This window comes from Paenibacillus sp. 1_12, from assembly GCF_900114475.1.
Taxonomy (GTDB): Bacteria; Bacillota; Bacilli; order Paenibacillales; family NBRC-103111; genus Paenibacillus_S.
This window is the reverse complement of the sequence record NZ_FOTE01000016.1, coordinates 55,034-76,551: the sequence shown is the minus strand read 5'-3', so window position 1 is coordinate 76,551 and position 21,518 is coordinate 55,034. Positions and strand designations below refer to the sequence as shown.

Below are 21,518 nucleotides of genomic sequence, written 5' to 3'. Positions count from 1 at the left end.
GCATATAGATAAAAAGCGGGACTTTGGAGATTCGGATGCATTTATTCAACATTTACAGGGGTTTTGGTGCAACTATTAAAACAGATCAAAGATAGTCGCCATATTGTTGTTTGACAATGCAATCAAACCAAACATTTTATTGATTAAGTCTATTGTAAAAAGGACAGACGAATGATTGCATTCGACCTGCCCTTTCTTTATCATATGCATGACTTCGATTCCGGTAATTGTTTTCTCTGCAGTACTGAAAGACTTGAATCCCAGCATTGGTTTTATGATTTTCTTTGTAAATCGATGATCTTGTTCAATTATATTGTTCAGATATTTCTGTTGTCGTAGTTATGTTTCTCAGAAAGAGACGAATTCGCTTGTCTAATTCCGGTCCCAACTGGTGAACCCATCGCATGGTTGTATGAGCCATATGTAGTCCTCGATCTTCCATCAAAAGGTTTGAAAATTGCCCCAGAGCATCTTAATTATCTGGTAAACGTCCATTATCATTCCATTGGCCGTACATTTTGTTTTCTCTCGTGTTTGCTACGAATTTATCTAATCTGCTCTCAAATAATTCCGGTTGATTTTTTATGCTTTGTATCGTGTCAATCCGAACTCTTTTATACAGATCAGAAAATGCCTTGAAATTCTCATATACTTGCTTTTCCTCTTTCAGCCTTTGCTCTATAACCGGATCGATTCGAAAAGAATCGTTTGCCATATCAGGAAGAACCTTTCTTCCTTCGTCTGTCATCAACCCCAACTTTTCGAGGCGGCGAACACGTTCTTTATTCAATTCAGTCCATGAGCTTTTTTTGCTTCGAGGGGACAGTCTCTGAGCCAGCTCCGGTTCAGATTTTTTCTTCTTGACTCCATCGATCCATCCAAAGCACAAAGCTTCCTCGACCGCGTCTACATAAAAGAGCGTATCCGATTTGAGCGTCATACTAACCAAGATCCAACAAGATTTTTCAGTCTTACTATTTTCCTGTAGCCAAAACCTGAACTCTTCTCTCGATTTTACGGGAATTAAATTATTCATTTCCATATTTGAAAAAGAATTTCCTTTCTACATTTATCATATATCCGTTAATTCATGCTTGCTTTCTCAACATGCGATTTGGAAATTGCTGCTTTTATTATGATCAGTATGAAAGCAAGCGACAAAAGCATAATACCGCTCCAGATAAGTTGATGCGCGCCCAACTGGGAAATAAACAAGCCGCCGATCCATGTTCCTACCGTAATGCCAACATTAGAAAAGGAAACAAATAAGCTGTTACCGAATTCGGGAGCTTCTTTCGCATCAGTCATCAACAAGGCTTGACTTAGAATAAGCCCCCCGGAATGCACAGCTCCCCACACAAATACGATGACCGCCATCGGCCAAAAATGAGAACCCCAATAATAAGTAAATAAGTAAATGACCGTATATACGAGAGGAAACAGGATAATCGTTTTTGTCATACTTTTGTTCAGAAAGAACCCGAACAAGAAGTTCCCTGCAATCATGGTGACACCAAAGACCATCAACATCACGCTGATCCAGGTACCGTTCATATGGGTGACTTCTCCGAGATATTCGGCAAAGTAGCTATAAACCGAACTCATCGCTGTAAAGATCATCACCACGATCAGGATCGTTAACCACAATTGAGGTTTGCGCAATATGCCGAGCTGCTTGCCGAAAGACATTCTTTCCTTAACAGGCATTGAAGGAAGCCAGACCAGTATGCCTATAAAGGCAATGACGCTCACAATAGCTCCAAATAGGAAAGCAGCTTCCAGCGAAATTTTTGTGGAGAGATAGGATGTAATCGGCACGCCAAAAGCGAATCCAACGGTTACTCCGGCCATAACCTTGGTGACCGCTTTGCTGCTCTTTTCGGGAGGAACAAGGCTGGCAACGGTCGCAAGCGCAATCGAGAAAAAGAGAGGATGAAAAAACGCAGGAACAATCCGGAAAGCCAGTATAACTTCGAAACTGGTAGTACAAGCATACACCAAATTAGAGATGGCAAACATCAGGATAGCGGATAGTAAGATCACTTTTCGATTCATGCCGGAAGTGAGTAATGTTAGGAATGGGCCTGAAATGGCAACGATTAAAGCAAATGCACTCACAAGATACCCGGCCTCCGAGGGCGCTATGTGAAACTTTTGAGCGACTTGGGGAAGAACTCCGATCATGCCCATTTCAGATGTTATGATGCCAAATATACCTAAAGCCAGAAAAAAGATAAGCGAAGAATAGCTATTTTTCATAAATCGTGCCTCCATTGGTGCATAAAAAAATGGCCTTCAGTTGCAAGACCATTTTTCAGAATGAGTTACTGTTTGTTGGATATTACGTTATCAAGAAACTGATCTGCGTCGCTATTAAATTTCCAGTTGATCCCAAACTTATCAACTAGAATTCCAAAGCACGAAGACCAAGGAGTATTGGATAACGGCATAATGACATGACCGCCAAGGGACAAATGACTAAAGTATTCTTCAAGTTTATGCTTATCATCGATGACTAGACTAATCAGAATATTATTCCCTTTCACCAGCTCACCTGTTACCGCCTTCATTGAAGGCAAAATGTCCGACATCATGATTTTCCCGCCTGCGAATTCTATGGAAGACTCCATGATCATATTTAACTCATTTTCCGGCATTGGGTAGTTTGGATCTTGCGGGATATCCCCAAATTTCACTTTTTTTACTTCAATTGCGTTTAAAGCCTCCGAATAAAATTCAATCACTTGTTCTGCAATTCCATTAAAGTTTAAATATGCAATAGCTGACATAAAGCATAACCTCCTTCTTTTTATAAATGTAGTATAATATATAATAGGTGACAGCTGTATGTCACTGTTTCATACTAAATTAAAAAAAGAGGGGAACGGATGGAAAAGGTTGAAAGACTTATCTCTATCATCATGATCTTGCTGAAAAAAGATGTCGTCGTTTCCACCAAAGAATTCGCGCAATTATTTAACGTTTCCAAAAGAACGATTCTTCGCGATATGGAAACTTTGAGTTTATCAAACATCCCGATCTATTCTGTCAATGGAGTTCATGGCGGTTACGGCATTATGGATGAATACAAGGTTGATAAACGTCTTTTAAGCAACTCCGACTTAGAGAATATATTGACTGCGCTCGGCGGATTGGAACAAATTCTAATTAGCGAAGGAGTTGAAATGACGATCAAAAAAATAGAAGCCATGGTTAGCCCATTGGCTCCGAAAGGTTCAATTCAACTGTCTTTTTACGATTGGGAGGGTCGGTCTGAGATTCGTCAAACCTTGAAGACATGTCAGGAAGCCATATTAAAAAGAAGCTTAGTTACATTTGCTTATATAGATAAAAATGGCACTGCGACAAAAAGAACTGTCGAGCCCTATCAGCTTCATTTTAGCGAAACGAGTTGGTATCTGAAGGGATTCTGTTTACGTCGCATGAGAAATAGAACGTTCAAATTATCTCGGATCGATCATCTTAATATGGATGAACAAACGTTTAGCCCTAGAGATGATTTATTTGAACAAGAGCAGGAAGCAAGTTATCAAGCGGAACTAGTCGCAGTCAAGATGTTGATTTCGCCTGGCATAAAAGATCAATTCATTGAACGGTACGGTCGAAATAGCATTGAAAACTATAGCTCTGATTATTTATTAGCAACAATCCATGTTCCGCAAAACAGTAATGGATTTCAATTTTTAGCGAGCTTCGGTACAAATTTGGAAATCGTAGAGCCCAAAACCTATGTTGAAGAATTTCGAGATTATTTGAATAAAATGGTGGGGAAGTATACTTCAAAAGGCTCCCGTTAACATCAAAATGTTGGCGGCGCGCAAATTCTTAAACTATGCGGCCCGTCTATAATGAAACCAGGGAGCAGTTGCCTCGGCGATCTGCTCCCTGGTAATTACACTATCGTTATCCGTTACTTCAAAAGAAGATTTTGGTAATTGGGGAGGAAGTCATCCTTATCGGGTCCTCTAAGATGTTCAAAATTTTTAAGCTCAACTCCAGCCGGCGAGATCCGATATGTAAGTACATCTTCGCCGACAGGTATATGAGGACCGACTATTGGTTGAGCATCTATTGTGATTAAAAAATCAAAACCACGGAAAGCAGCTACCCTTTCAATGCTCTTCACATTTACAGAATCTGGATGAATAACTGGTGGTATTGAAATTACATCTGTGTATACCTCTGCAAGTTTCTCTTTCAAATGCGGAAGTAGAATTAAAACAAGCATATCTTGTAGCTGCAGCTCCCTTGAGTCCTCAAGTGGCTTATTACCAGCTGCATTTGAAGCTTGCTCTGAAAGAGCATCTTCAACAACATAGTGAACATCTATTTTATGTTTGTTATCCGTCTCAGGAGAGGCTTGTGTGTATTTTACAAGAGCGCCACTGCTCTCAGCGAATAAACGAAGAGGTACATATGTCTTATTATTATAGTTAAGCACCTCTTCAGCTTCCTGTAGTTGTACTTCTTTGGAGAGTCCGTTAGCTGGAAAAAAAGTAACTTTACTTGGAAAGATTGTTGCTTCAATTTCACTCGAAGCAAATACAGAAGTTGCTGCCATTATGAAGGCACCACACAATACACCTACAATAAAATGTTTCTTCAATTCGTCCTCTCCTCTTCAAATGTAAATTCTTCCATCCAATTGACGATGCCAATGTACTGTTTGTTGCAAAAACGTATAAATTAAATACCGCAAACATACATGCGATTCATCGGTATTAAGACTTTCGAACCATTCCGGGTGTTTTTTAGTTCTTGGACAACTGGTCCCATTTTTGTCGCTTCCGGACGGGTCCAAAAATTAGCATTATTTTTTGCGTGTTACCATCATACCTTCCCTCTTGACAAAATTAGCTTGATACATGAAGAGTAAAGGAGGTCGTTACGTCATATGCAAGAAAAAAATATTAAAGTGTTGATTCAGACAAATTATTACAGTTAGGCTTGTACCCCCTGTTGCATTTTATTAAGGAACTCTGCCCGTTCGCACAACGCGGCCGCCGCAGCCGCGTGTAGGGTAATTAAGGTGTGACACCCAATTTCACAAGAGATACGCCGCGCCGCGGCGTACAGTTTGCTGCAGCAATCACTTTTTCACATTTATCACTAATGATAATTCCTTTTGGAAGAGATAATTTTGTGTATTGGATATCTCCAGCTTCAAACAGACGATATGGTTATGTTTATTATCCACAACTCACCTCTGGATCAAGTTCTTGTCATCGCCAATTGAAAAGAACTTGATCCGAAAACTAAAAAAGCCCACGGTTTCCGTGGACTTCATTCGGACAATGTTCTTGTCACCCGACATTTCGGATGACAAGAACTTTATCTCATTCACATTTCCTTCTAAATTTCCTTGCGAATCGCGAAGATACGATGTTTTTTTGTGACCTTCTTCATTTATCTAACGCTATTTTGTGAAATAATGTCCTTGTTCCAGGTCTGCGAGAAGCCCATTTTGGACAGGCTTCCAGCCGAGCAGCTCCTTCGTCCCTTTACTTGATCTTGCTAAGTCAAGCGACGCGACCATGCTTAGAAAACTCTTCACGCGGGATGCTGCCTACCGGCACATCCACATGACGACCTATGACACCGGCAATGTCGCTGAACAAAAGTGAGTGTTTTATTCAGATGTTCTTTATTGAGCTACTACATATCAAAACGAATTCGTTTTGATATGGCCAAGTAAACGAGACAGGCGAGCAAAAGGCATCCACCCCAAATAGTATAGATAAATGAAAAAAATATGCAGGAAGTCATTATCAACCACGAACTCTTCTTAATTACCCTTACAGGTCGGTCGGAAAGAATCATTTTTCCAATTATGATATACCACCCCTTTGCTTGCTTGTGTGATTCTTTAAATTGTCCAGATCGTCCACTTTGCTCTGCAAACTCTGTTTGTTGGAATAAAAATTAATAATGTCATCAATGGTCGAAAATACAACACTAACGTTCGAATCATGTGTATCTATTTTGATAAAAAACCGCTTTTCTGATGTGATCACATCTTTATTTTATATTAGCATTTGGTGGCGTTAAGCTTAATTTAAGCTTCTTTCAGAGTGATTCCTGCCGTGAATACAGGAACTTTACCCGCTAGAAGTTCCACCTCCTCAACAGTTTTGCGGCTTCTTCCCATGTTAACTGTACCTGTTTGCATAGGGATTCCTCCAATATTATTAAAAAGATCATTCCCTGAAAACAAAAATTCACATATTGAAAAAAGTTCCATCATAGAAATGAGACCCTTTTCAATATGTGAATTGGTTTCAACTTGAATAATTAAGTTAATTATATCACAAAAGGTTAATGAATTAAAGTAAGTAAAAAAGGGAAAGTAAGAGCGTCCGGGACCTTTTTATATTAAGGGTCCCGCCAACAAAACGCGGAAAACGTACGCTAAGGTATATTTATTGTTTCATCCGCCATACGTACGCAAAAACAGGCTGCCATGGCATTGTCAAGCTAATCTCTTTATTCCATAAATGTATCTTAATTTATATGTTCTTATAGCACCATTTGAGTATTCAAAGTTTTCTTGTAATGATCCTGTCTCAATGATGTTAGTTTCCTTGAAATGGTTTTTCAGATCATCCTCACTAAAAAAATGTGCTAACTTTCCATTCTTATATTCAAATGTGTTCTTTTCTACTTCCATTCCTTTACCAAAAGCCGAATCTTCATCTGAAAAGCATGTAAAATAATAAATACCTTCCTGACCTAATTGCTCGATGCACTTAAGTATTAATTTTTCTCTATCAATATTAGTGAACAAATGTAGAAGGTCGTAGCAGTATACAGCATCGTATTGCTTGTTGGTGACTGATAAATCAAATATAGATTTTTCGATAAAACAGCTCCTGTCATCCCATTGCCGTGCAAGTATAACCGCCTCTGATGAAAGTTCGATTGCATCTACCTCAAATATATCAGAGAGTATTTTTGTATTCCTACCGTAACCTGCTCCTGGGACTAGAACTGTCCTGATATGGTGCATCAAAAATAGTTCCTTCGCATGATACGCTGTTTCACTTGGTTGTTCTCCCCAGATAAGCCCTTCACTCATAAATCTCTTATTCCAATATTCTTTCATGGAATTCCCTCAATTCTATGTGTCATGTATTGTACTAATTTTAACTACATTATATTTAATTTATGTCATTATAATAATCTTCTATTTTATTGTACCATATTTTGGATTTTATGGCGTTTGCCTCGTATGTAGCATAACTGCCCTTTAGCTTAATGGGACCGCGGTTTTGTTTCTACATCTCTTTTATCACAACAAAATAAAGCTGCTGGCGCAATGCCGGCAGCTTTTGTATAGAGTTAGCTATATGGTGCTGCCGCCACAAGCATTCCAGCAGCACTACCCTTATATATGTGTCCGTCAAGCAGTAGGGGTGGGTGACCTAGCTCTCAAACTCTCACGATCTCGATAGCTTTGCTAGACCATGCCAGTTCGCTTACGTCAGTAGTTTTCTAACATACTTATCGACATATCGCTTCGATTCTCAGGGTTGTGTGGAGCCAGTCGAAGATGGTCTGATGAAGTAGACGCATTGCGCCCATATGGTGATCGCCTGCACCATAAGCGTTCCGCATTACAACATGCTTGTGCGGAGCTTTTAGCTCGGACGCAAGCTTGTTTACCTGGCCCTTGTTTGATCCCTGTCTTACAAACGGGGTGCAGTCCCCGAATACGGTGGGTTTTCTGTCCATGTAACCTACTAGCTACCTACCCGATCTAATATATACGTAACGTTACGAACATTCTAATACTTCTAGTCAAGAAGCAGGTGAACCCTTGAAGTTTGTTTTCTTTCCATGTAACCTTCTAGCTACCTACCCAATCTAATATATGTAACGTTACAAACATTCTAATACTTCTAGTCAAGAAAGCAGGTGAACCCTTGCATACAGTTCCTATTGTCGTCAAAGCCAAAGCTGGGGACCCTGAAGCATTCATGCAGTTGATGCAAGAGATAGAATTACCTTTATATAGAACTGCAAGGTCCATCGTCAACAAAGACGAAGATTGTGCAGATGCCCTGCAGGAGACGATTCTTAAAGCCTTTAAGTCCATCCACACACTCAGAGAGCCGGCTTTTTTCAAAACGTGGATCTTCCGGATTCTGATTAATGAATGTAACAAAATGGTCAAAAATAGCTCAAGAGCCCTCCCTTACGGAGAGCTTCCCGAAGTCCCTTCCACTTCCAAGGATTATGAGAAAATCGAATTATGGGATGCCGTTCAACATCTTGAGGAGAACCTACGGATTGTCATTCTCCTTCATTATCTACATGACATGCCGATCAGTCAAATTTCCGACATTCTCGAAATTTCTACGGTAGCCGTGAAGACGCGGCTGCATCGCGCCCGCAAAAAGCTAAAGCATTCTTCTCAAATCAATCAAGAAAAGGGAGTTGCGACATGGTGAACACTATGTTAGAAGAACAATTAAAGAACTGCCAAAGCCTACTTCCCAATCAGTTATCTGATATTGCCCGCTCCAAGCTGAATGAGACTTACCAAATCATCAGAGAAACCGATAATTCCATTTCCCCCATTCAGAGAAAGACAAATGTATCAAGAACTTTTAAAAAATGGTGGATTTCCACGTCAGCTGCTGCAATCCTTGGAGTTACACTCATTGCTTCCGGCTTTGTATCGCCCGCAATAGCTGATGCACTCAAGCAAATTCCGGTTCTGGGACAAATCTATTCATTATGGGGCGAAAACAACGCAGATCCCGGTGTTCAACAAGCCGAGGATTTCATCACAAACGTAAACCAAAGCGTGACCCATGGCAAGGTGACTATGAATATTCCAACGTTGTTATTTGACGGGACCCGAATTCTTATGAACATAACTACTCCTGGAAACCGTCTGGCTTCGGAGCCCAATTCGCTGCCTTCCGATGGCAATAAAGGGGCGGTAGATAAGTTTGACGTCCTTTATAAAGGCCAACCTCTGCTTTGGAATTACGAACACATGGACGGTGAGACTGCTTCCAGCATAATCGTTGAGGTTTTAAGCACTTATTATGAGCCGCGCACATCAACACAGACGGTCCAGTTCCCTGATCAGTTTGACTTGACTGTAAATGTAACGTTAAAGGGTTACAATGACCCGTTCCAATTCGTTCTGCCTGTTACAAAATCAACGCCCGTTACCGTTCTAACATCAAAGGAGACCAAGCATCACGATAACATTAACTTGCAGATACCCAAGCTGGAAATCACCCCAATCACAACGCAGTTATCCGTTGAGTACACAACCAAATCAGGCCAGAGCGTAGAAGAAATGCTCGCTTCTATTCCTTCGAAGTACAAGGGTGCTAACGGGGGCGTCATCTTTCTTCAGTATGACGTTGTGGATGAACATGGCGTTCAACTGAAGCCCATCGGTGCTCACCCCTTAAGCGAATCTTATACTATTCGCTTTGAACCCTTCAAGTCTCTACCGCGTACCGTAACCATCAAACCGTACTTAGTCGTATCCGAAGGTCAAGCCCCAGCTGGGGTTACAGGACGGTGGGAAGACAAAGTTATGGTCAAGGAATACATCCCTGAGCTAGAGACTGTATTTTCTGTGCAATAGTTCATCTGTAAAAAGGACCTTATTCTCTAAGTTAAAAGGGTATGCAAACCTACTAAAGACGGAGCCATAATTGGCTTCGTCTTTTTATTTAAATGACTTCAACCCTTGTCTGGCCTAACTCAAGTCATCTTGTACTCTAGTGTTTTTATGAATATCTATTCCGCCTTTACGGGAGTAGAATTAAGCTTGTCCCACCCAATTTTACCACACTGTACACTCCACATGTGACGAGAATTTACGCTTCCCTCTGTAGGTTTAGCATCGTAGCGTCCACCCTTAGTTCCACTCTCCGCTTTACCACTATTTATGATACGGTTCCCCGCGTATGATCTTAATCTATTCTGCCCGTTGAACAAAGTCAACCGTTTTTTGACCGACAGCCTAAGTTTGCGTGTAGTCTATTTTCGCATATTTTTTTCAACCTGAACATGTAATGAAATCCGAATATTAGGACACAAAGATGTATTGTACAATGTTAAATAGTCCCTCAAGCTGTATCGTTTAGCAACTACGAGAATGGTACCTTCTTCATGTCCAATATTGGAAAACAGCATAACTTCTTGTCTTCTAGAAAAGACAAGAAGTTATATCCATAAAATAAAAAATCCGCTCAAATCGCGGATTCAAATGGTTGTATGTTCTTGTCCTCTTACATCACTTGATGTCGGATGACAAGAACTTTATCTCATTCCCGCTGGGGACACTCAAAGACAAAAATCCTGTCCGACGAATATGACCGCCGTGTTTCCAAAGGCTTGGCGCAAGCTCAAGTTAACCGCAAGCACTAGCTCCGATTCTGCCAGAGCTGGCGCGACGCGTGCCGATCTGTCAGGCGCCCTTTTTACCTACTTAATTGCAATAAAGATTTGTATCTGTGTCTGCGTGGGATCCGAATTTCTGGCGTCATACAGCTCGTAATCCCCCGTATATGCCCTTACTTCCTGTGATTCCTTAAAATAGGCCCAAATGTTTCCCCACGCCTGTGCGACCACTTCATAGACAGGGCCCTTTTTTGTTGTAAATACCAAGTATCTGCTCGTTGGTACTTGAACGGTATGGAACTTGCCCTCATCTTGTGACGTATCGCCGGCTACTTCGTGCCCGATCAGAGTGGTGTAAGCGCCTGCAGCATCACTTTCATAATCCGTATAGAGCGCATAGATCAGATGGGAATTGATTGTCGGGGTTTGCGACGTGATTTGGCTTTGAAAGTACGTTTCCCACAGCTGCGGTAGCCGCCGATTCCGACCCGCTTCATCCGCGTTTGTTGTTCGTACATGTACACCTTTTAGTGTTATTGCTGGTTGCTCCGTTATATATGTATGCATTGCTTCGTCCTCATCTCCTTGTATTTATAATCAGTATACAGGGAGAAACTGGACACCTATATGTCCAGTTTCTTATACAGTTCCATAATTTTTCGTGCCCGATTCACCATTTCTTCGGCTACGTGGATCGGTTCTTTGACTCTAACATGTTCACCGTAAATCAGCAGCATGCCGTAGAGCCATTCATCTTCGGTGAAGAGTCCTTTTACCTGTAAAGAACCATCCTCCTGTCTTGTAACTTGTTCCGGATCGAAGGAATCCCCAACGCGGTGCCGAACTTTCGAATGGAACAGAAATGTCATTTTTTGCAAATTAGCATTCGACCAATCCGACTCCCAGGCGTAGCCCTCTAGCGAAGGGGCTTGTTTCCTTACAAAGGATTGCTCCAACACCCGCAACTCCTGTACACGAGATAATCGAAACACTCGAAATTCACTTCGAAGCGTGCAATAAGCCTGCAAATACCATAGGTATCCTTTTAAAATTAAAGCTGCAGGCTCGACGACTCTCTCACTCTCCGTACCGTTCATGTTCGAGTACTTGAAGCTAACCTTGCTTGTATGCTCAATAGCCTGTCTCAGGTTGTTCACTTTATCCCTCGCTGCAGGTCCTTGCCCCCACGGATTGAAATCGAAAACAATTCCCGCTCCCTTCTGCTCCATTTGAAGACGATCTACTCGACTGAGCAGCGCCTTTACCTTATCCAGTAGAGTGCCAAACATGCGGTCATCCACGGCTGTATGTATCCCTTTTACGGCCGCGACGATCGCTTCAATTTCACTGAGCGTTAAGAATTGCCGAGCTATGGTGTAGGGTTCCATGATTTCAAATCCGCCGGAGATGCCCTGATGGGCCACAATCGGAACGCCCGATTGATTCAAGGTCTCCATATCCCGATAAATCGTCTTCGTCGAAACTTCAAAACGGTCAGCCAATTCTTTGGCACTGACACGCCCGCGATTCAACAGCAGCACCGTCATTGCCAGCAAGCGGTCAATTTTCATACGAATAGCTGTTCATACAAACAAAAGTCACAGATTGCACTTCACACCTCACTAGACTCCACTTTAGGTTCTCTTCTTTTACGAATACCTTAACAATAGCATGCGTGCATTAGGATGACAAACTTCTGAAATACCGATAAATCTGGTTTAATTTCTATTCCTGCTTCCCATTCGGACTCTCCATATCCCCGAATTCAAAGAAATTCACTTGTTTGATCCCCACGAATTGAAAGAGTGCTTTCCTCATTAAAACTTTGTGCGCATTATGCAGCCAGAACAGCGGGTACAGGGCAGGCCCTTTCATGCAATGCACATTACCGACCTCCCCTTTAGAAGACCTTCGGGCAATAAGCCTCCTTACTTGGGGAAATCGGAAGGCTTCCCGATAGCTTACAGCTTGGAATCAGCCAAGTCGCGTAAGCGCGGCGCAAAGCGAAAGCCGTGAAAAAGCGTTAAACCAAAAACTTGATCGGTGTAACCGGCAGTATATGGGGTATGTCAGAAATGAGTGTCAGCGATGCTGCTAATTTTGATTGTGTTCACAGCTCACTCGTGCCGGATCATTCCAATTACAATGGAACAGCGAAGCTGACGGGGCGTTGGCAGTTTTTTCACAGCTTACGAAATCTAACTGAAAACTAACCGTAGCCTTCTGTTTCTTTTTGCTATACTGGCTGATTTGTTACTGGTGCTGTCTTTACGCAGTTTCCTGTGATTAACAAAAATACACTTCATCCAAGTCCAAGGATAAAGTGTATTTTTTGCTGTGCTCATTGATATCTTTTATTTTATTTCATTCATAAATTCCCTGAAATTCTCCTCGATTTCTTTGGACCGAGTATGATGCAAATAGTGCCCACCTTCAAATGTCATCACTTTTCCATGTACAGAGTTTTTTATTTGCTCCTCATGAAGTGGTATCCAGCCTTCCGTTTCGGTATCATTTGCTTGTAAAAAGAAAATAACCGGAAGGTTCGTTGGGAAGGTCAACTTTACAGCAGCTTTAAAATTAGAAATAAAATGTTCGCCTTCACTTAAGATGTTAGGATTAAACATGTTTTTGAGCGTAAGAATTCTAATTTGTTCTCTCGTTTGATCATCAACGGTTGGTGTAATCAGTTGGTCAGTGGTCAGTTTCATTAACAATCGGGAGAAACCTGATTTTTTGAGCAGTTTATACGTTTCTGCCGGGAATGGATCATCCGTACCGCCTTGCGTTGGAACGCTGCTATCGATACCGACAAATGCACTGACTTCGTTTTCATATTTGTTCACATAATCCAGTCCGTAAATGCCTGAAATGGAGTGGGCCATGAGAATATAGCGGTCAATATGAAGACGTTGTAAAGATTCGTGAATTTCACTTACCATGTTATCTACAGTTCGTTCTTTTTCGGTAACATCACTTAGTCCATAACCAAAAGGCTCAATTACGACGACTCTGTAAAATGGAGACAGTTCATCCACTAACGGCTTATAATCCAGAGCGGGTGCTGCCGTTCCAAAACCAGGTAATAGTACGACCGTTTCTTCGCCTTTCCCTTGAATCGTAACATTCATATTTTTACCGTCGACAAGTACAGACTGCCCATAGGGTATTATTTTTCCTTGCTCCGATTTACTGCTGATTATATCGGCTATAAAAACAATTGCAATAAAGAGACCAATGGCTGCAACTAATGCACCTATGGATTTAAGCATAAACACAAGTAATTTTTTCATGATTTAAACCCTTTCCTGTTTATTTTTTTAATGGAATGACAAACTTGGAACCGGCCTCGCCTGTAAAAACGATTCTACCATCCTCTGGTAATAAGACTTGATTCTTGCCGCTGACCACGGAGTGGTTCATACAATTCCTTGCTTGATCCCTTGGGTTCACTCTCGCATCTACTCCTGTCTTCATCTATGTGTTGGGCTACCTTAACGGGGGGCTAAAGACAGCATAGCCAACCAAGATGTTCCCCTAATGACGACAATATGAACGGAATATGAACAGGCAAAAAAAGCTGCACCGTCACATGTAAGGAAGTTTGCACATGGTGGCGTAGCCTTGAGGAGGTATGAATCTAATCACCCTGCTGGTGTTGTGATTGGCAAGATGACAATGAAGGTCGTTCCTAGTCCGTATTCGCTCTCAACCCGGATGTCCCCTTGATGAAGCGATACGATCTGCTTTACAATAGCCAGTCCCATACCGCTGCCATCATATTTCCGGCTGTGGGAACGATCGGCTTTAAAGAAGCGATCAAATATACGCTTTTGGTCCTCCGGGAGAATACCAATGCCCGAATCGGATATGCGAACCGTCACGTTCTTGATATCCTGTTTGATGCTGACGTCAATCCTGCCGCCATCCTTGGAAAATTTGATGCTATTGCCGAGGATATTGGTCCATACCTGATTTAACTGGTCATGATCAGCCGTGATTTTAACGGGCTGCAAATCAAGCTCGAGCTGAATGTTGCGAGCTGACCATTGGGGTTGAAGAGCGACGATTACTCGTCTGATCTGTTCATCCAGACTGAGCGTGACGAGCCGCATCTGCGGTGACTGCGATTCAAGAAAACTCAGCTTTAGCAGACTATCACTCATTTTGGACATTCGCACAGCTTCAGTGATGATAATATCGAGATAACGGCTTCGTTCATGATCCGGGAGGTCTACCTGCTTAAGCGCTATAGCATAACCGGAAATGGAAGTGAGCGGAGACTGAACTTCATGGGACACGTTTGTCACGAATTCCCTGCGCATCTGCTCAAGCTGCTGTAGATCGTGCATCATTTCTTCGAATCTGCGAGCCAAAGTACCTAGCTCACCCTTTTGTTTAATATTAAGCTTGACGTTGAAATCTCCAGCAGCTATACGCAGGGTCGCTTCTGTCAGCTTTTTGATCGGTCTCACCAGGAACATAGCCGCAATTAGAATCAATAAGCTTCCTGCTATCAACGAACAGATCAAAAAAGTTACAACAAACTTGATGAGAAATGAGGTTGAAGAGGGAGTGAGCGGCTCTGTAAACATTGCTCTGGTTCCCATTTCAGTTTTTATCGGCAACCCCAAGAAGATCGTATCGATCCCATTGACTTGAACCCTTCCTCCATCCAGCACTTTCTTCACTTGTTCCGTAGTCACAGGGAAAGCATGGTGTCCTGTAAGATCTCCGTAGGATTGGAACTGATCCGTTTCTTCATAGATTCGAATGTGATAGGAATTGAGTTGCTTCATTTCACTTATAAATAATTCTGCTTCACGTAACGGCAATGTCTCGTAGATGCGGACGATGTCCTGGCCAAAGTCAAGTAAGGTGATTTGCAGGTTTTCGTTTAATTTATCTTGAAATATCCAAGTTGCCGCAAAAAAAGCAATGATCGTACCCCCGATCACGGAGACCAGAAAGGTCAGGACTACGCGTGTATATAAGGAACCGATCATTCCTGTACCTCAAGCCGGTAGCCAAGTCCGCGCACCGTTTCGATACGAAAATCGGAGGAATCCGCGAAACGTTCGCGCAGGCGTTTAATATGCACGTCTATCGTTCGATCATCGCCAGCATAATTGATCCCCCAAACTTGATCGATCAATTGCTCCCGCGTATAGACTTGTCCCGGAATTTCAGCGAGTTTATACAGTAATTCGAACTCCTTGAGCGGCAAGGTGAGCGACTCCGCCCCTCTCATGACCTTATAAGTCTGCCGGTTCAGAATGACGTTGCCTAACCGGATGGTCTGCGCGGAGTCTATACGGTATCGTTTCAGCAGTGCCTTGACGCGAGCCGTCAACTCGAGCGGATCGAATGGCTTGGTCAAATAGTCATCTGTCCCGAGCTGGAATCCTTGCACTTTCTCCCAGGTTTCGCTTCTTGCAGTCAGCATAAGTAACGGAAGATTCGGATTGGCTCTTCGAAGTTCCTTGCATAACGCCCAGCCGTCCATGACCGGCATCATAATATCAAGGATGACCAAATCGACAGGTGTGGAGGCATATATGGCCAGTGCTTCCTTGCCGTCAACAGCTTCGGCCGTTGCAAATCCGTCGTTGCGCAAAAATAAACAGACGAGTTCGCGAATATTCGCATCGTCGTCAGCAACCAATATCGTAGGCATTCGTTTCCTCTTTCCCTAAAAAGAATAATTCTTCGTTTGTGCAAGAGCGAAGAATGTCTACACATGCTACCTCATTGGTTGAATACATGCAATGGTATTGATGTAAGAAATGATCTTTAAGGTGTTATTGCCTGCTCGATCGCAGTCCAGATCGCATCCACAGCAGTACAGTCGTCAGATAGTCAGCGTGGCTTACGAGAAACTGGACGCCTCCCATTGCCGCCAACACCGGGGAAAACGCACATTAATCTCACCGGAATCAGTTAAATTACTAAACTATAGAGAAATCGACACGCTAGAATGTTTGGCTTGCTCCCAAAGTGGTCTTATTGGAGGAAAAAAATGGGTGAATTTCCCTATAAGAACCCATTTATTATCACATTCACGAGAATAATAGTATAAATTCCCTTTGATCAATGGTTAGGTACATACACGTCTTTCTTTCCGCTTATGCACCACGCACCGTTCTAAACGAAAATCAAACATCGTACTGATCTTCGATTTTGCTTCACGATGAAAGACTTGTGGAGCCAACAATTGACATTGAGAAATGACAAGAATATAATCCGATAAATGACAAGAAACTGGTCATATTACTATTATGATCCGTTTCCCCACCAATAACTACATCACGGGAATTTGGTAATAAAACGGGGTTGAATTTGAATCACGCATACTCCAAGAGGTGCCGTGGCAGCCTTAGCGTTGTGCTAACGTACCCGTTATCGGAATGGCCACCTTTATTTTTTATAGGCATTGTACCATTGATAAGGTTGAATCTCAGCTAAAGTTTTATAATTTAGGCTTCCATCAGGAGCAGATATTGCTGCTTAACTGCAGCCCCGCTCCATCCAGTAGGGTACCTACTTTTTATTAGCTTCTTGGCTTCTTGATATAACCTCTGCTCAACATTCATTTGTCTCCCTCTAATGTTGCTGCCGTATCATAATTATATTATAAACGTTTTATTGTAGATAACTCCCTCTATGTAGAATCACTTTTCTCTTAAATACTCTTCATTTCTTAGAATTTGAACGTTTTACTTAGTTATAAGACAATATGTTCTTGGAATAAAAATTATCGAGGATGAAAATTGTGGGGCAAAGAAAGCGCAAAAACACACACACCTAAACCACCCTCTTTATAAAATGGATATTATGGTGTTATATGGTATATCCTATGGATCTCCACATTGGGTCATGGCGGTAAACCCTCCCCTCCCATGTCTCACAGAGTCTACGCTCCAACATTCCTTCATTCAACCTGTCCATGAGGTGGAGGTCGGATATGCTGCCCGACAGGATCTTCGTCCGTATGTTAGTTTTGTTCCGACTCATTCGTGCTTCAATTGTCTGTAGCTTTGTTACTTGCGTTCCATTTCTTATGAAAAAGCTTTATTTAAGCTGCCAAAGACACTTCCGTGAATCGAGGGATATCCTGCTTCATCTTTTCTTCACTGAATACGTGTCCCTTTTTCATGACGCCAAAGAGAATTCGAAGTGCAATGAGCGACTGCATCTTTTTCAACGGACTGCTCATTCGTTTAGTGTAATACTGATGCAGCGCTTTAAATGCTCGGTTCTTTGCCACAAGTGGCATCATGACACGGAAAAGCAATGCTCGAAGTCGCTTTAGACCTCGCTTTGTAATCCTAATCTGCCCCTTGTTTTTGCCTGATGTGTATTCTTTTAGGTTCAACCTTGCCAACTTTATAATCTGTTTAGGATGCCGGTAGTGGCCAATGTCGCCAACTTCTGCGTGGAATCAAGCTATAGTATCCCGACCCAGTCCTTTAATGGCCAGTAATTGCTTCGTATAAGGGATTTTCTCCAAGAGCTCATCCAGCTTTGCCTCGAGCTCTTCAAACTTACTTTGAAGCAGTTCGTACTGTGCCAGCAACAGCTTAAGCTCTATTCTCGCGAACTCCGAATCTTCACTTTAGCCTTAATTCGCGGCAGCCAACACCTGCGTTACCTAATTTTTCTCCCCTCGGGGAGAAGGCTTGGAATTACTCAAAGTGTATAATAATTAACATCTCCATCTATTCCTGAATATTATTTTGTAAGTATACAAATACTTACCATAATAAATCAGGAATATAAAGGAGCCATCGTTATGTTTGCAAAAATAAAATCCGTACTTAGTGATTATTTCTTACCACAACAACAAGGTAATTTTATCTATTATAGAGATGAGTTTTCAATGTATTCTTACTACAATCATACAGAAACATATTTGCTACATGATGAGGTAGAAATGATTGATAAATCTTATGTAAGACCGTTTGTGGAGAAGCCTTAGTTTCTAATCTAATCAACTTTTAGAGAAGCCTCCAGTTTTAATGGGGGCTATATTGAAGAAACTCATCATCATTATTATATCCTCGTCCCCCCAAATATCGGGCATCCGGCCATGTAATCTTTCTACAAAAATGTAGTTGTAATGCTACCTTGGGCTTTACAGGGTTCTCCTTAATGATGAGCCAAATCTTATATTTTGGGAAATTTGAAGAATGAAGTTGTCCGCAGCATAAACATGCTTCGAATAACTTCTTTCGTTCCTTCTCTGAAGTTACCAACTACCCGATACTACAGTTAGCAGAAAATCCTCAACATCCTAACAGAATTGATAACCTTGGGAATGAGATCAAGTTCTTGTCAATTTCAGCAATGGGATCAAGTTCTTGTCATTGGGTTTTGACAAGAACTTGATCCCATAAAATAAAAAAACCGCGATTACGTGGCTATTAATGAGATAATTTTCATGTCACCCGACATAGTCAAAAAAAAGGACAAGAAGGTGGATGATAACCTCATACCGTTTGTTTATTCTGCAAATAATAAATAAGCAGCTCTGTCCAAGTAAAAGACAGATCAGCTTATTTTGCAGTGAGGATTTAGTTCAATCTCTCCAATAGTGCTTTCACTTGGGAGTTGAGGTTCAATGTATTCAGAATTACTATAAGAGCCTCTGCACGAGTGGCAATGCCCTGCGAATCAAATATTCCAGCATTCTTGCCATTGATAATCCCCGCTTCTGCTGCATCCTTAATTGCATTCGCTGCATACGAGCTTACGCTGGACATTTCCGTGAATTTGGCTTTGGAAGCATCTTTGTTCACATTATCCCAATTCACAATTGGGGATACAATAATGACGATTTCTTCACGGCTGATCGTTTGATCAGGCTTGAATGTTCCGTCATCATAGCCACCCAGTACCCCTGCACTAACAAGCTTCTTAATCGCGTCTTACGCCCAGTGACTGCTAATATCGCTCAGAGAAACGGAATGACTCGCACCGCCGCTGATATCGAATACGCGAGAGATCACCGTTACAAACTCCGCACGAGTGATATTGCCGTCAGGTTTAAACTGACCATCCCCATAACCCTCGATAACGCGCAGTTTCACGAACGTATCGATTACCTTGTTAGCCCAGTGCCCTTGAATGTCAGTCCACTCAATCTTGACTTTAGCTTTCTTAGCTTCCGCTACTTTGGACTCGATAGCTTTAACTAAGTTTACTGTATTAACCAAGCTCCTATTGAAGACATCAACAGTAGGTTGCGTAGATTCAGCAGTCGGTGTCGGATCAGGTGTAGGTGTTGATGCCGATGTCGATGCACCGCTGCTCCTGGATGGCGCACTAGGCGTCACAGCGTTTTAGGCAGCGGAAGCCGTGCCTTGGCCCGCACTATTGATAGTAATATTATTGATATTTATCTTTCTAGCTTCTTTTTGCAAAATAACTTCAAAGACTTGTTTGTTACCGACATCTGGATAGTGTTTGAAAATTATTTTGGGTATACTTTTTTCTAGCATTACACGAACTTGATTCCAATTAGGAACACGTATTTGCTCTGTTTCCTTTGTTGCAATTTCAAGCCATTGATAGAAATAATTTAGACACAACTCAGATGTAATTCGATTTATGATCCAGTGAAGCAATTCTCTTTTATCAACTTCAAAGAGATTCGTATAGTCAATTAATTTTTTTGAAAATCAAAAATAGTTTTTTCTAATAGTGTGGTTGCTAATTCTAATCCTAAATACTTTCTGGGATTTGTTTCATCCCCTATATTAACTTTATGGAAACTTTCTGTTTGCAATAGGGTCTGTTTCCAAAATACATAAGCATACGCAAATGGACAAATTGGAAACTCCCCTATTTCCTGTTTTATTAACTCCTGAAGAGTAAGTGTACAGATTAGATGCTTTTTTAGAAATTTTTTCTTAATATACCGATCTATCGCTCTAAAGCAACTTTTATTTCCGATATAGACTTCGTTATTAAACTCCTTACTAATTGTGTATTCTCGTCTGGATACTTGCTTAACGCAACAATAATATTCGCGGATATGGTCGGTTACACGTATCAAGGCATTGTAAAGACGGAACGGTCACCGTCAAGCGACTAGAATTAGTATATAATGATAATTGAATAGGAGGTGCTGTATCTACATGGAATTTATAGAAACAGGAATAAAACTATTTGTGTTTATAATATTTATTTCACTACTCTTTAGTTTGGTAAGGTTCCTAGTTCAAAAATATCTAAGTGACTTCTTTCAAGGTTCTTCTAAAATAGCAATAAAAATATTTAGTTTACTTAAAGGAATTTTCCGAAAAACGAGCTGACGAAATTACTGGTCATGTTGTGAGAAGACATATGTATAAAATCACTTATTTGGTGAGGATCTAAGCAACTTCGGACCAAACGCCGTTTAACGAACAGAAGGCCCTAATTTTCCATTCACCTCTTCTCTCATCCGATAATTTAAAAAAGCCCGCTATTTGCACGGACTTAATTCTGACTATGTTTTTGTCTTTCGACATAACTTTTGGCTTCCTTTATTCGATAATGCTAGACATGCCCCAGTCACTTCCACATGCGCCACGCGACGAAATATGATTTAATATAACAAAGGAGCGTAATTCAATGGACATCAAATCGTTTCTATATCCCAAGAATGAGGTCTCTTACCTCACGACATCCTCTAATATGAAAGAAGCCATGGATAAATTGGAGGCGAGCCACTATACTGCCATTCCGATCTTGGACGACAAAGGCTTATATTTCGGAACGCTATCCGAGGGAGATTTGTTATGGAAGCTGAAAGCCACACCCGGCCTCGGCTTCGATACTATGCACGAAATTCCTGTCGTCTCCATCAAAAAACGGATAAAAGTCGAATGCGTCGCGATCAGTGCCGATTTGGACGATATGCTGGCGCTGGCGGCCGAACAGAACTTCGTTCCGGTCGTAAACGCCGATGGCGTCTTCCTCGGTATTATTCGCCGCAAAGATATAATCGAATACTATACCCGGAATATTGTTGATTAGTTGGAAAGACCTGATTTTGCGGATCATGAAGGCTGTCGTTCACCGGCAGCCTTCTCTTTATTCTTAATGATTATTGATCTCTAGTTATCCGTTAGCGCAAT

At 41.6% G+C, this 21,518-nt stretch carries 20 protein-coding genes and 5 pseudogenes; 6 read left to right on the top strand and 19 right to left on the bottom strand.

Annotation, left to right across the window (positions count from 1 at the left end; translation table 11 throughout):
• Nucleotides 1-75: 75 nt before the first annotated feature.
• The 4 genes and pseudogenes from BM210_RS35835 to BM210_RS26265 form a co-directional block, all read right to left on the bottom strand.
• Nucleotides 76-327 (bottom strand): annotated as a pseudogene (locus BM210_RS35835) (DDE-type integrase/transposase/recombinase); the annotation flags it as partial.
• A 145-nt stretch (nt 328-472) separates the two neighbouring features.
• The gene (locus tag BM210_RS26275) at nt 473-1,042 is read right to left on the bottom strand and encodes a YdeI/OmpD-associated family protein (protein ID WP_091175143.1); all 570 of its coding nucleotides are present in this window, start codon (nt 1,040-1,042) and stop codon (nt 473-475) included.
• A gap of 41 nt (nt 1,043-1,083) precedes the next feature.
• Nucleotides 1,084-2,259 carry an MFS transporter gene (locus tag BM210_RS26270; RefSeq protein ID WP_091175141.1) on the bottom strand — a complete coding sequence of 392 codons (1,176 nt, stop codon included), beginning with the start codon at nt 2,257-2,259 and terminating at the stop codon, nt 1,084-1,086.
• 65 nt (nt 2,260-2,324) lie between these two features.
• On the bottom strand, nt 2,325-2,789 hold the full coding sequence (locus BM210_RS26265) for a VOC family protein (RefSeq protein ID WP_091175139.1): 465 nt from the start codon (nt 2,787-2,789) through the stop codon (nt 2,325-2,327).
• Nucleotides 2,790-2,888: 99 nt separating this feature from the next.
• Between BM210_RS26265 and BM210_RS26260 the strand changes: the two genes are divergently transcribed.
• Entirely contained in the window at nt 2,889-3,818 is a 930-nt protein-coding gene (locus BM210_RS26260) for a helix-turn-helix transcriptional regulator (RefSeq protein WP_091175138.1), read from the top strand.
• Nucleotides 3,819-3,931: 113 nt separating this feature from the next.
• On the opposite strand, the gene BM210_RS26255 is transcribed toward BM210_RS26260, so the two are convergent.
• Nucleotides 3,932-4,627 carry a DUF3888 domain-containing protein gene (locus tag BM210_RS26255; RefSeq protein WP_091175136.1) on the bottom strand — a complete coding sequence of 232 codons (696 nt, stop codon included), beginning with the start codon at nt 4,625-4,627 and terminating at the stop codon, nt 3,932-3,934.
• Between the two features lie 1,863 nt (nt 4,628-6,490).
• A complete protein-coding gene (locus tag BM210_RS26240; protein ID WP_091175135.1) occupies nt 6,491-7,123 on the bottom strand; it encodes a class I SAM-dependent methyltransferase in 633 nt (210 codons plus the stop codon).
• A gap of 820 nt (nt 7,124-7,943) precedes the next feature.
• Between BM210_RS26240 and BM210_RS26230 the strand changes: the two genes are divergently transcribed.
• Both BM210_RS26230 and BM210_RS26225 read left to right on the top strand, forming a co-directional pair.
• The gene (locus BM210_RS26230) at nt 7,944-8,471 is read left to right on the top strand and encodes a sigma-70 family RNA polymerase sigma factor (RefSeq protein ID WP_256224050.1); all 528 of its coding nucleotides are present in this window, start codon (nt 7,944-7,946) and stop codon (nt 8,469-8,471) included.
• Nucleotides 8,465-9,634, top strand: a complete 1,170-nt coding sequence (locus BM210_RS26225) for a DUF4179 domain-containing protein (RefSeq protein WP_091175131.1) — start codon at nt 8,465-8,467, stop codon at nt 9,632-9,634. The genes BM210_RS26230 and BM210_RS26225 overlap by 7 nt, the downstream gene beginning before the upstream one ends.
• Nucleotides 9,635-10,479: 845 nt before the next feature.
• On the opposite strand, the gene BM210_RS26220 is transcribed toward BM210_RS26225, so the two are convergent.
• From BM210_RS26220 to BM210_RS34405, 4 genes and pseudogenes are all read right to left on the bottom strand, one after another.
• Nucleotides 10,480-10,962 carry a GyrI-like domain-containing protein gene (locus BM210_RS26220; protein ID WP_091175130.1) on the bottom strand — a complete coding sequence of 161 codons (483 nt, stop codon included), beginning with the start codon at nt 10,960-10,962 and terminating at the stop codon, nt 10,480-10,482.
• A gap of 56 nt (nt 10,963-11,018) precedes the next feature.
• The gene (locus BM210_RS26215) at nt 11,019-11,966 is read right to left on the bottom strand and encodes a helix-turn-helix transcriptional regulator (protein WP_091175128.1); all 948 of its coding nucleotides are present in this window, start codon (nt 11,964-11,966) and stop codon (nt 11,019-11,021) included.
• A 154-nt stretch (nt 11,967-12,120) separates the two neighbouring features.
• Nucleotides 12,121-12,323 (bottom strand): annotated as a pseudogene (locus BM210_RS26210) (flavodoxin family protein); the annotation flags it as partial.
• 36 nt (nt 12,324-12,359) lie between these two features.
• Nucleotides 12,360-12,464 (bottom strand): annotated as a pseudogene (locus BM210_RS34405) (Tn3 family transposase); the annotation flags it as partial.
• Nucleotides 12,465-12,470: 6 nt separating this feature from the next.
• On the opposite strand from BM210_RS34405, the gene BM210_RS34980 reads away from it, so the two are divergent.
• Nucleotides 12,471-12,608, top strand: coding sequence for a hypothetical protein (locus BM210_RS34980; protein ID WP_218184978.1), 138 nt, complete (start codon nt 12,471-12,473; stop codon nt 12,606-12,608).
• A gap of 141 nt (nt 12,609-12,749) precedes the next feature.
• On the opposite strand, the gene BM210_RS26205 is transcribed toward BM210_RS34980, so the two are convergent.
• The 5 genes and pseudogenes from BM210_RS26205 to BM210_RS36315 all read right to left on the bottom strand — a co-directional run bounded on the left by BM210_RS26205 (nt 12,750) and on the right by BM210_RS36315 (nt 17,971).
• On the bottom strand, nt 12,750-13,688 hold the full coding sequence (locus tag BM210_RS26205) for an alpha/beta hydrolase (RefSeq protein ID WP_091175126.1): 939 nt from the start codon (nt 13,686-13,688) through the stop codon (nt 12,750-12,752).
• A 351-nt stretch (nt 13,689-14,039) separates the two neighbouring features.
• A complete protein-coding gene (locus tag BM210_RS26200) occupies nt 14,040-15,401 on the bottom strand; it encodes a sensor histidine kinase (protein WP_091175124.1) in 1,362 nt (453 codons plus the stop codon).
• Entirely contained in the window at nt 15,398-16,072 is a 675-nt protein-coding gene (locus tag BM210_RS26195; protein ID WP_091175122.1) for a response regulator transcription factor, read from the bottom strand. Before BM210_RS26195 ends, BM210_RS26200 begins: the two co-directional genes overlap by 4 nt.
• Nucleotides 16,073-17,470: 1,398 nt before the next feature.
• Nucleotides 17,471-17,821: pseudogene (locus BM210_RS36320) on the bottom strand (transposase); the annotation flags it as partial.
• Nucleotides 17,822-17,836: 15 nt separating this feature from the next.
• Nucleotides 17,837-17,971: a hypothetical protein gene (locus BM210_RS36315; protein ID WP_371263549.1), complete on the bottom strand. Its 135-nt coding sequence runs from the start codon at nt 17,969-17,971 to the stop codon at nt 17,837-17,839.
• A gap of 216 nt (nt 17,972-18,187) precedes the next feature.
• Between BM210_RS36315 and BM210_RS26185 the strand changes: the two genes are divergently transcribed.
• On the top strand, nt 18,188-18,373 hold the full coding sequence (locus BM210_RS26185) for a hypothetical protein (RefSeq protein ID WP_091175121.1): 186 nt from the start codon (nt 18,188-18,190) through the stop codon (nt 18,371-18,373).
• Nucleotides 18,374-18,968: 595 nt separating this feature from the next.
• Here BM210_RS26185 and BM210_RS35830 read toward each other — a convergent pair.
• From BM210_RS35830 to BM210_RS26175, 4 genes and pseudogenes are all read right to left on the bottom strand, one after another.
• The gene (locus BM210_RS35830; protein WP_256224048.1) at nt 18,969-19,193 is read right to left on the bottom strand and encodes an S-layer homology domain-containing protein; all 225 of its coding nucleotides are present in this window, start codon (nt 19,191-19,193) and stop codon (nt 18,969-18,971) included.
• A 51-nt stretch (nt 19,194-19,244) separates the two neighbouring features.
• Nucleotides 19,245-19,316 (bottom strand): annotated as a pseudogene (locus BM210_RS35825) (S-layer homology domain-containing protein); the annotation flags it as partial.
• A 6-nt stretch (nt 19,317-19,322) separates the two neighbouring features.
• Nucleotides 19,323-19,610: an S-layer homology domain-containing protein gene (locus tag BM210_RS35820; RefSeq protein WP_256224047.1), complete on the bottom strand. Its 288-nt coding sequence runs from the start codon at nt 19,608-19,610 to the stop codon at nt 19,323-19,325.
• Between the two features lie 126 nt (nt 19,611-19,736).
• Nucleotides 19,737-20,021, bottom strand: coding sequence for a hypothetical protein (locus BM210_RS26175; RefSeq protein ID WP_091175119.1), 285 nt, complete (start codon nt 20,019-20,021; stop codon nt 19,737-19,739).
• A gap of 991 nt (nt 20,022-21,012) precedes the next feature.
• Here BM210_RS26175 and BM210_RS26165 point away from each other — a divergent pair.
• A complete protein-coding gene (locus BM210_RS26165) occupies nt 21,013-21,417 on the top strand; it encodes a CBS domain-containing protein (RefSeq protein WP_091175115.1) in 405 nt (134 codons plus the stop codon).
• Nucleotides 21,418-21,518 lie beyond the last annotated feature (101 nt).

Coding starts and splice junctions, on each gene's coding strand:
- BM210_RS26165 (WP_091175115.1), top strand. CDS start 21,013: ATGGACATCAAATCGTTTCTATATCCCAAGAATGAGGTCTCTTACCTC.
- BM210_RS26185 (WP_091175121.1), top strand. CDS start 18,188: ATGTTTGCAAAAATAAAATCCGTACTTAGTGATTATTTCTTACCACAA.
- BM210_RS26240 (WP_091175135.1), bottom strand. CDS start 7,123: ATGAAAGAATATTGGAATAAGAGATTTATGAGTGAAGGGCTTATCTGG.
- BM210_RS26215 (WP_091175128.1), bottom strand. CDS start 11,966: ATGAAAATTGACCGCTTGCTGGCAATGACGGTGCTGCTGTTGAATCGC.
- BM210_RS26195 (WP_091175122.1), bottom strand. CDS start 16,072: ATGCCTACGATATTGGTTGCTGACGACGATGCGAATATTCGCGAACTC.
- BM210_RS26200 (WP_091175124.1), bottom strand. CDS start 15,401: ATGATCGGTTCCTTATATACACGCGTAGTCCTGACCTTTCTGGTCTCC.
- BM210_RS26220 (WP_091175130.1), bottom strand. CDS start 10,962: ATGCATACATATATAACGGAGCAACCAGCAATAACACTAAAAGGTGTA.
- BM210_RS26275 (WP_091175143.1), bottom strand. CDS start 1,042: ATGGAAATGAATAATTTAATTCCCGTAAAATCGAGAGAAGAGTTCAGG.
- BM210_RS26260 (WP_091175138.1), top strand. CDS start 2,889: ATGGAAAAGGTTGAAAGACTTATCTCTATCATCATGATCTTGCTGAAA.
- BM210_RS26270 (WP_091175141.1), bottom strand. CDS start 2,259: ATGAAAAATAGCTATTCTTCGCTTATCTTTTTTCTGGCTTTAGGTATA.
- BM210_RS26205 (WP_091175126.1), bottom strand. CDS start 13,688: ATGAAAAAATTACTTGTGTTTATGCTTAAATCCATAGGTGCATTAGTT.
- BM210_RS34980 (WP_218184978.1), top strand. CDS start 12,471: ATGAGTGTCAGCGATGCTGCTAATTTTGATTGTGTTCACAGCTCACTC.
- BM210_RS26225 (WP_091175131.1), top strand. CDS start 8,465: ATGGTGAACACTATGTTAGAAGAACAATTAAAGAACTGCCAAAGCCTA.
- BM210_RS26265 (WP_091175139.1), bottom strand. CDS start 2,789: ATGTCAGCTATTGCATATTTAAACTTTAATGGAATTGCAGAACAAGTG.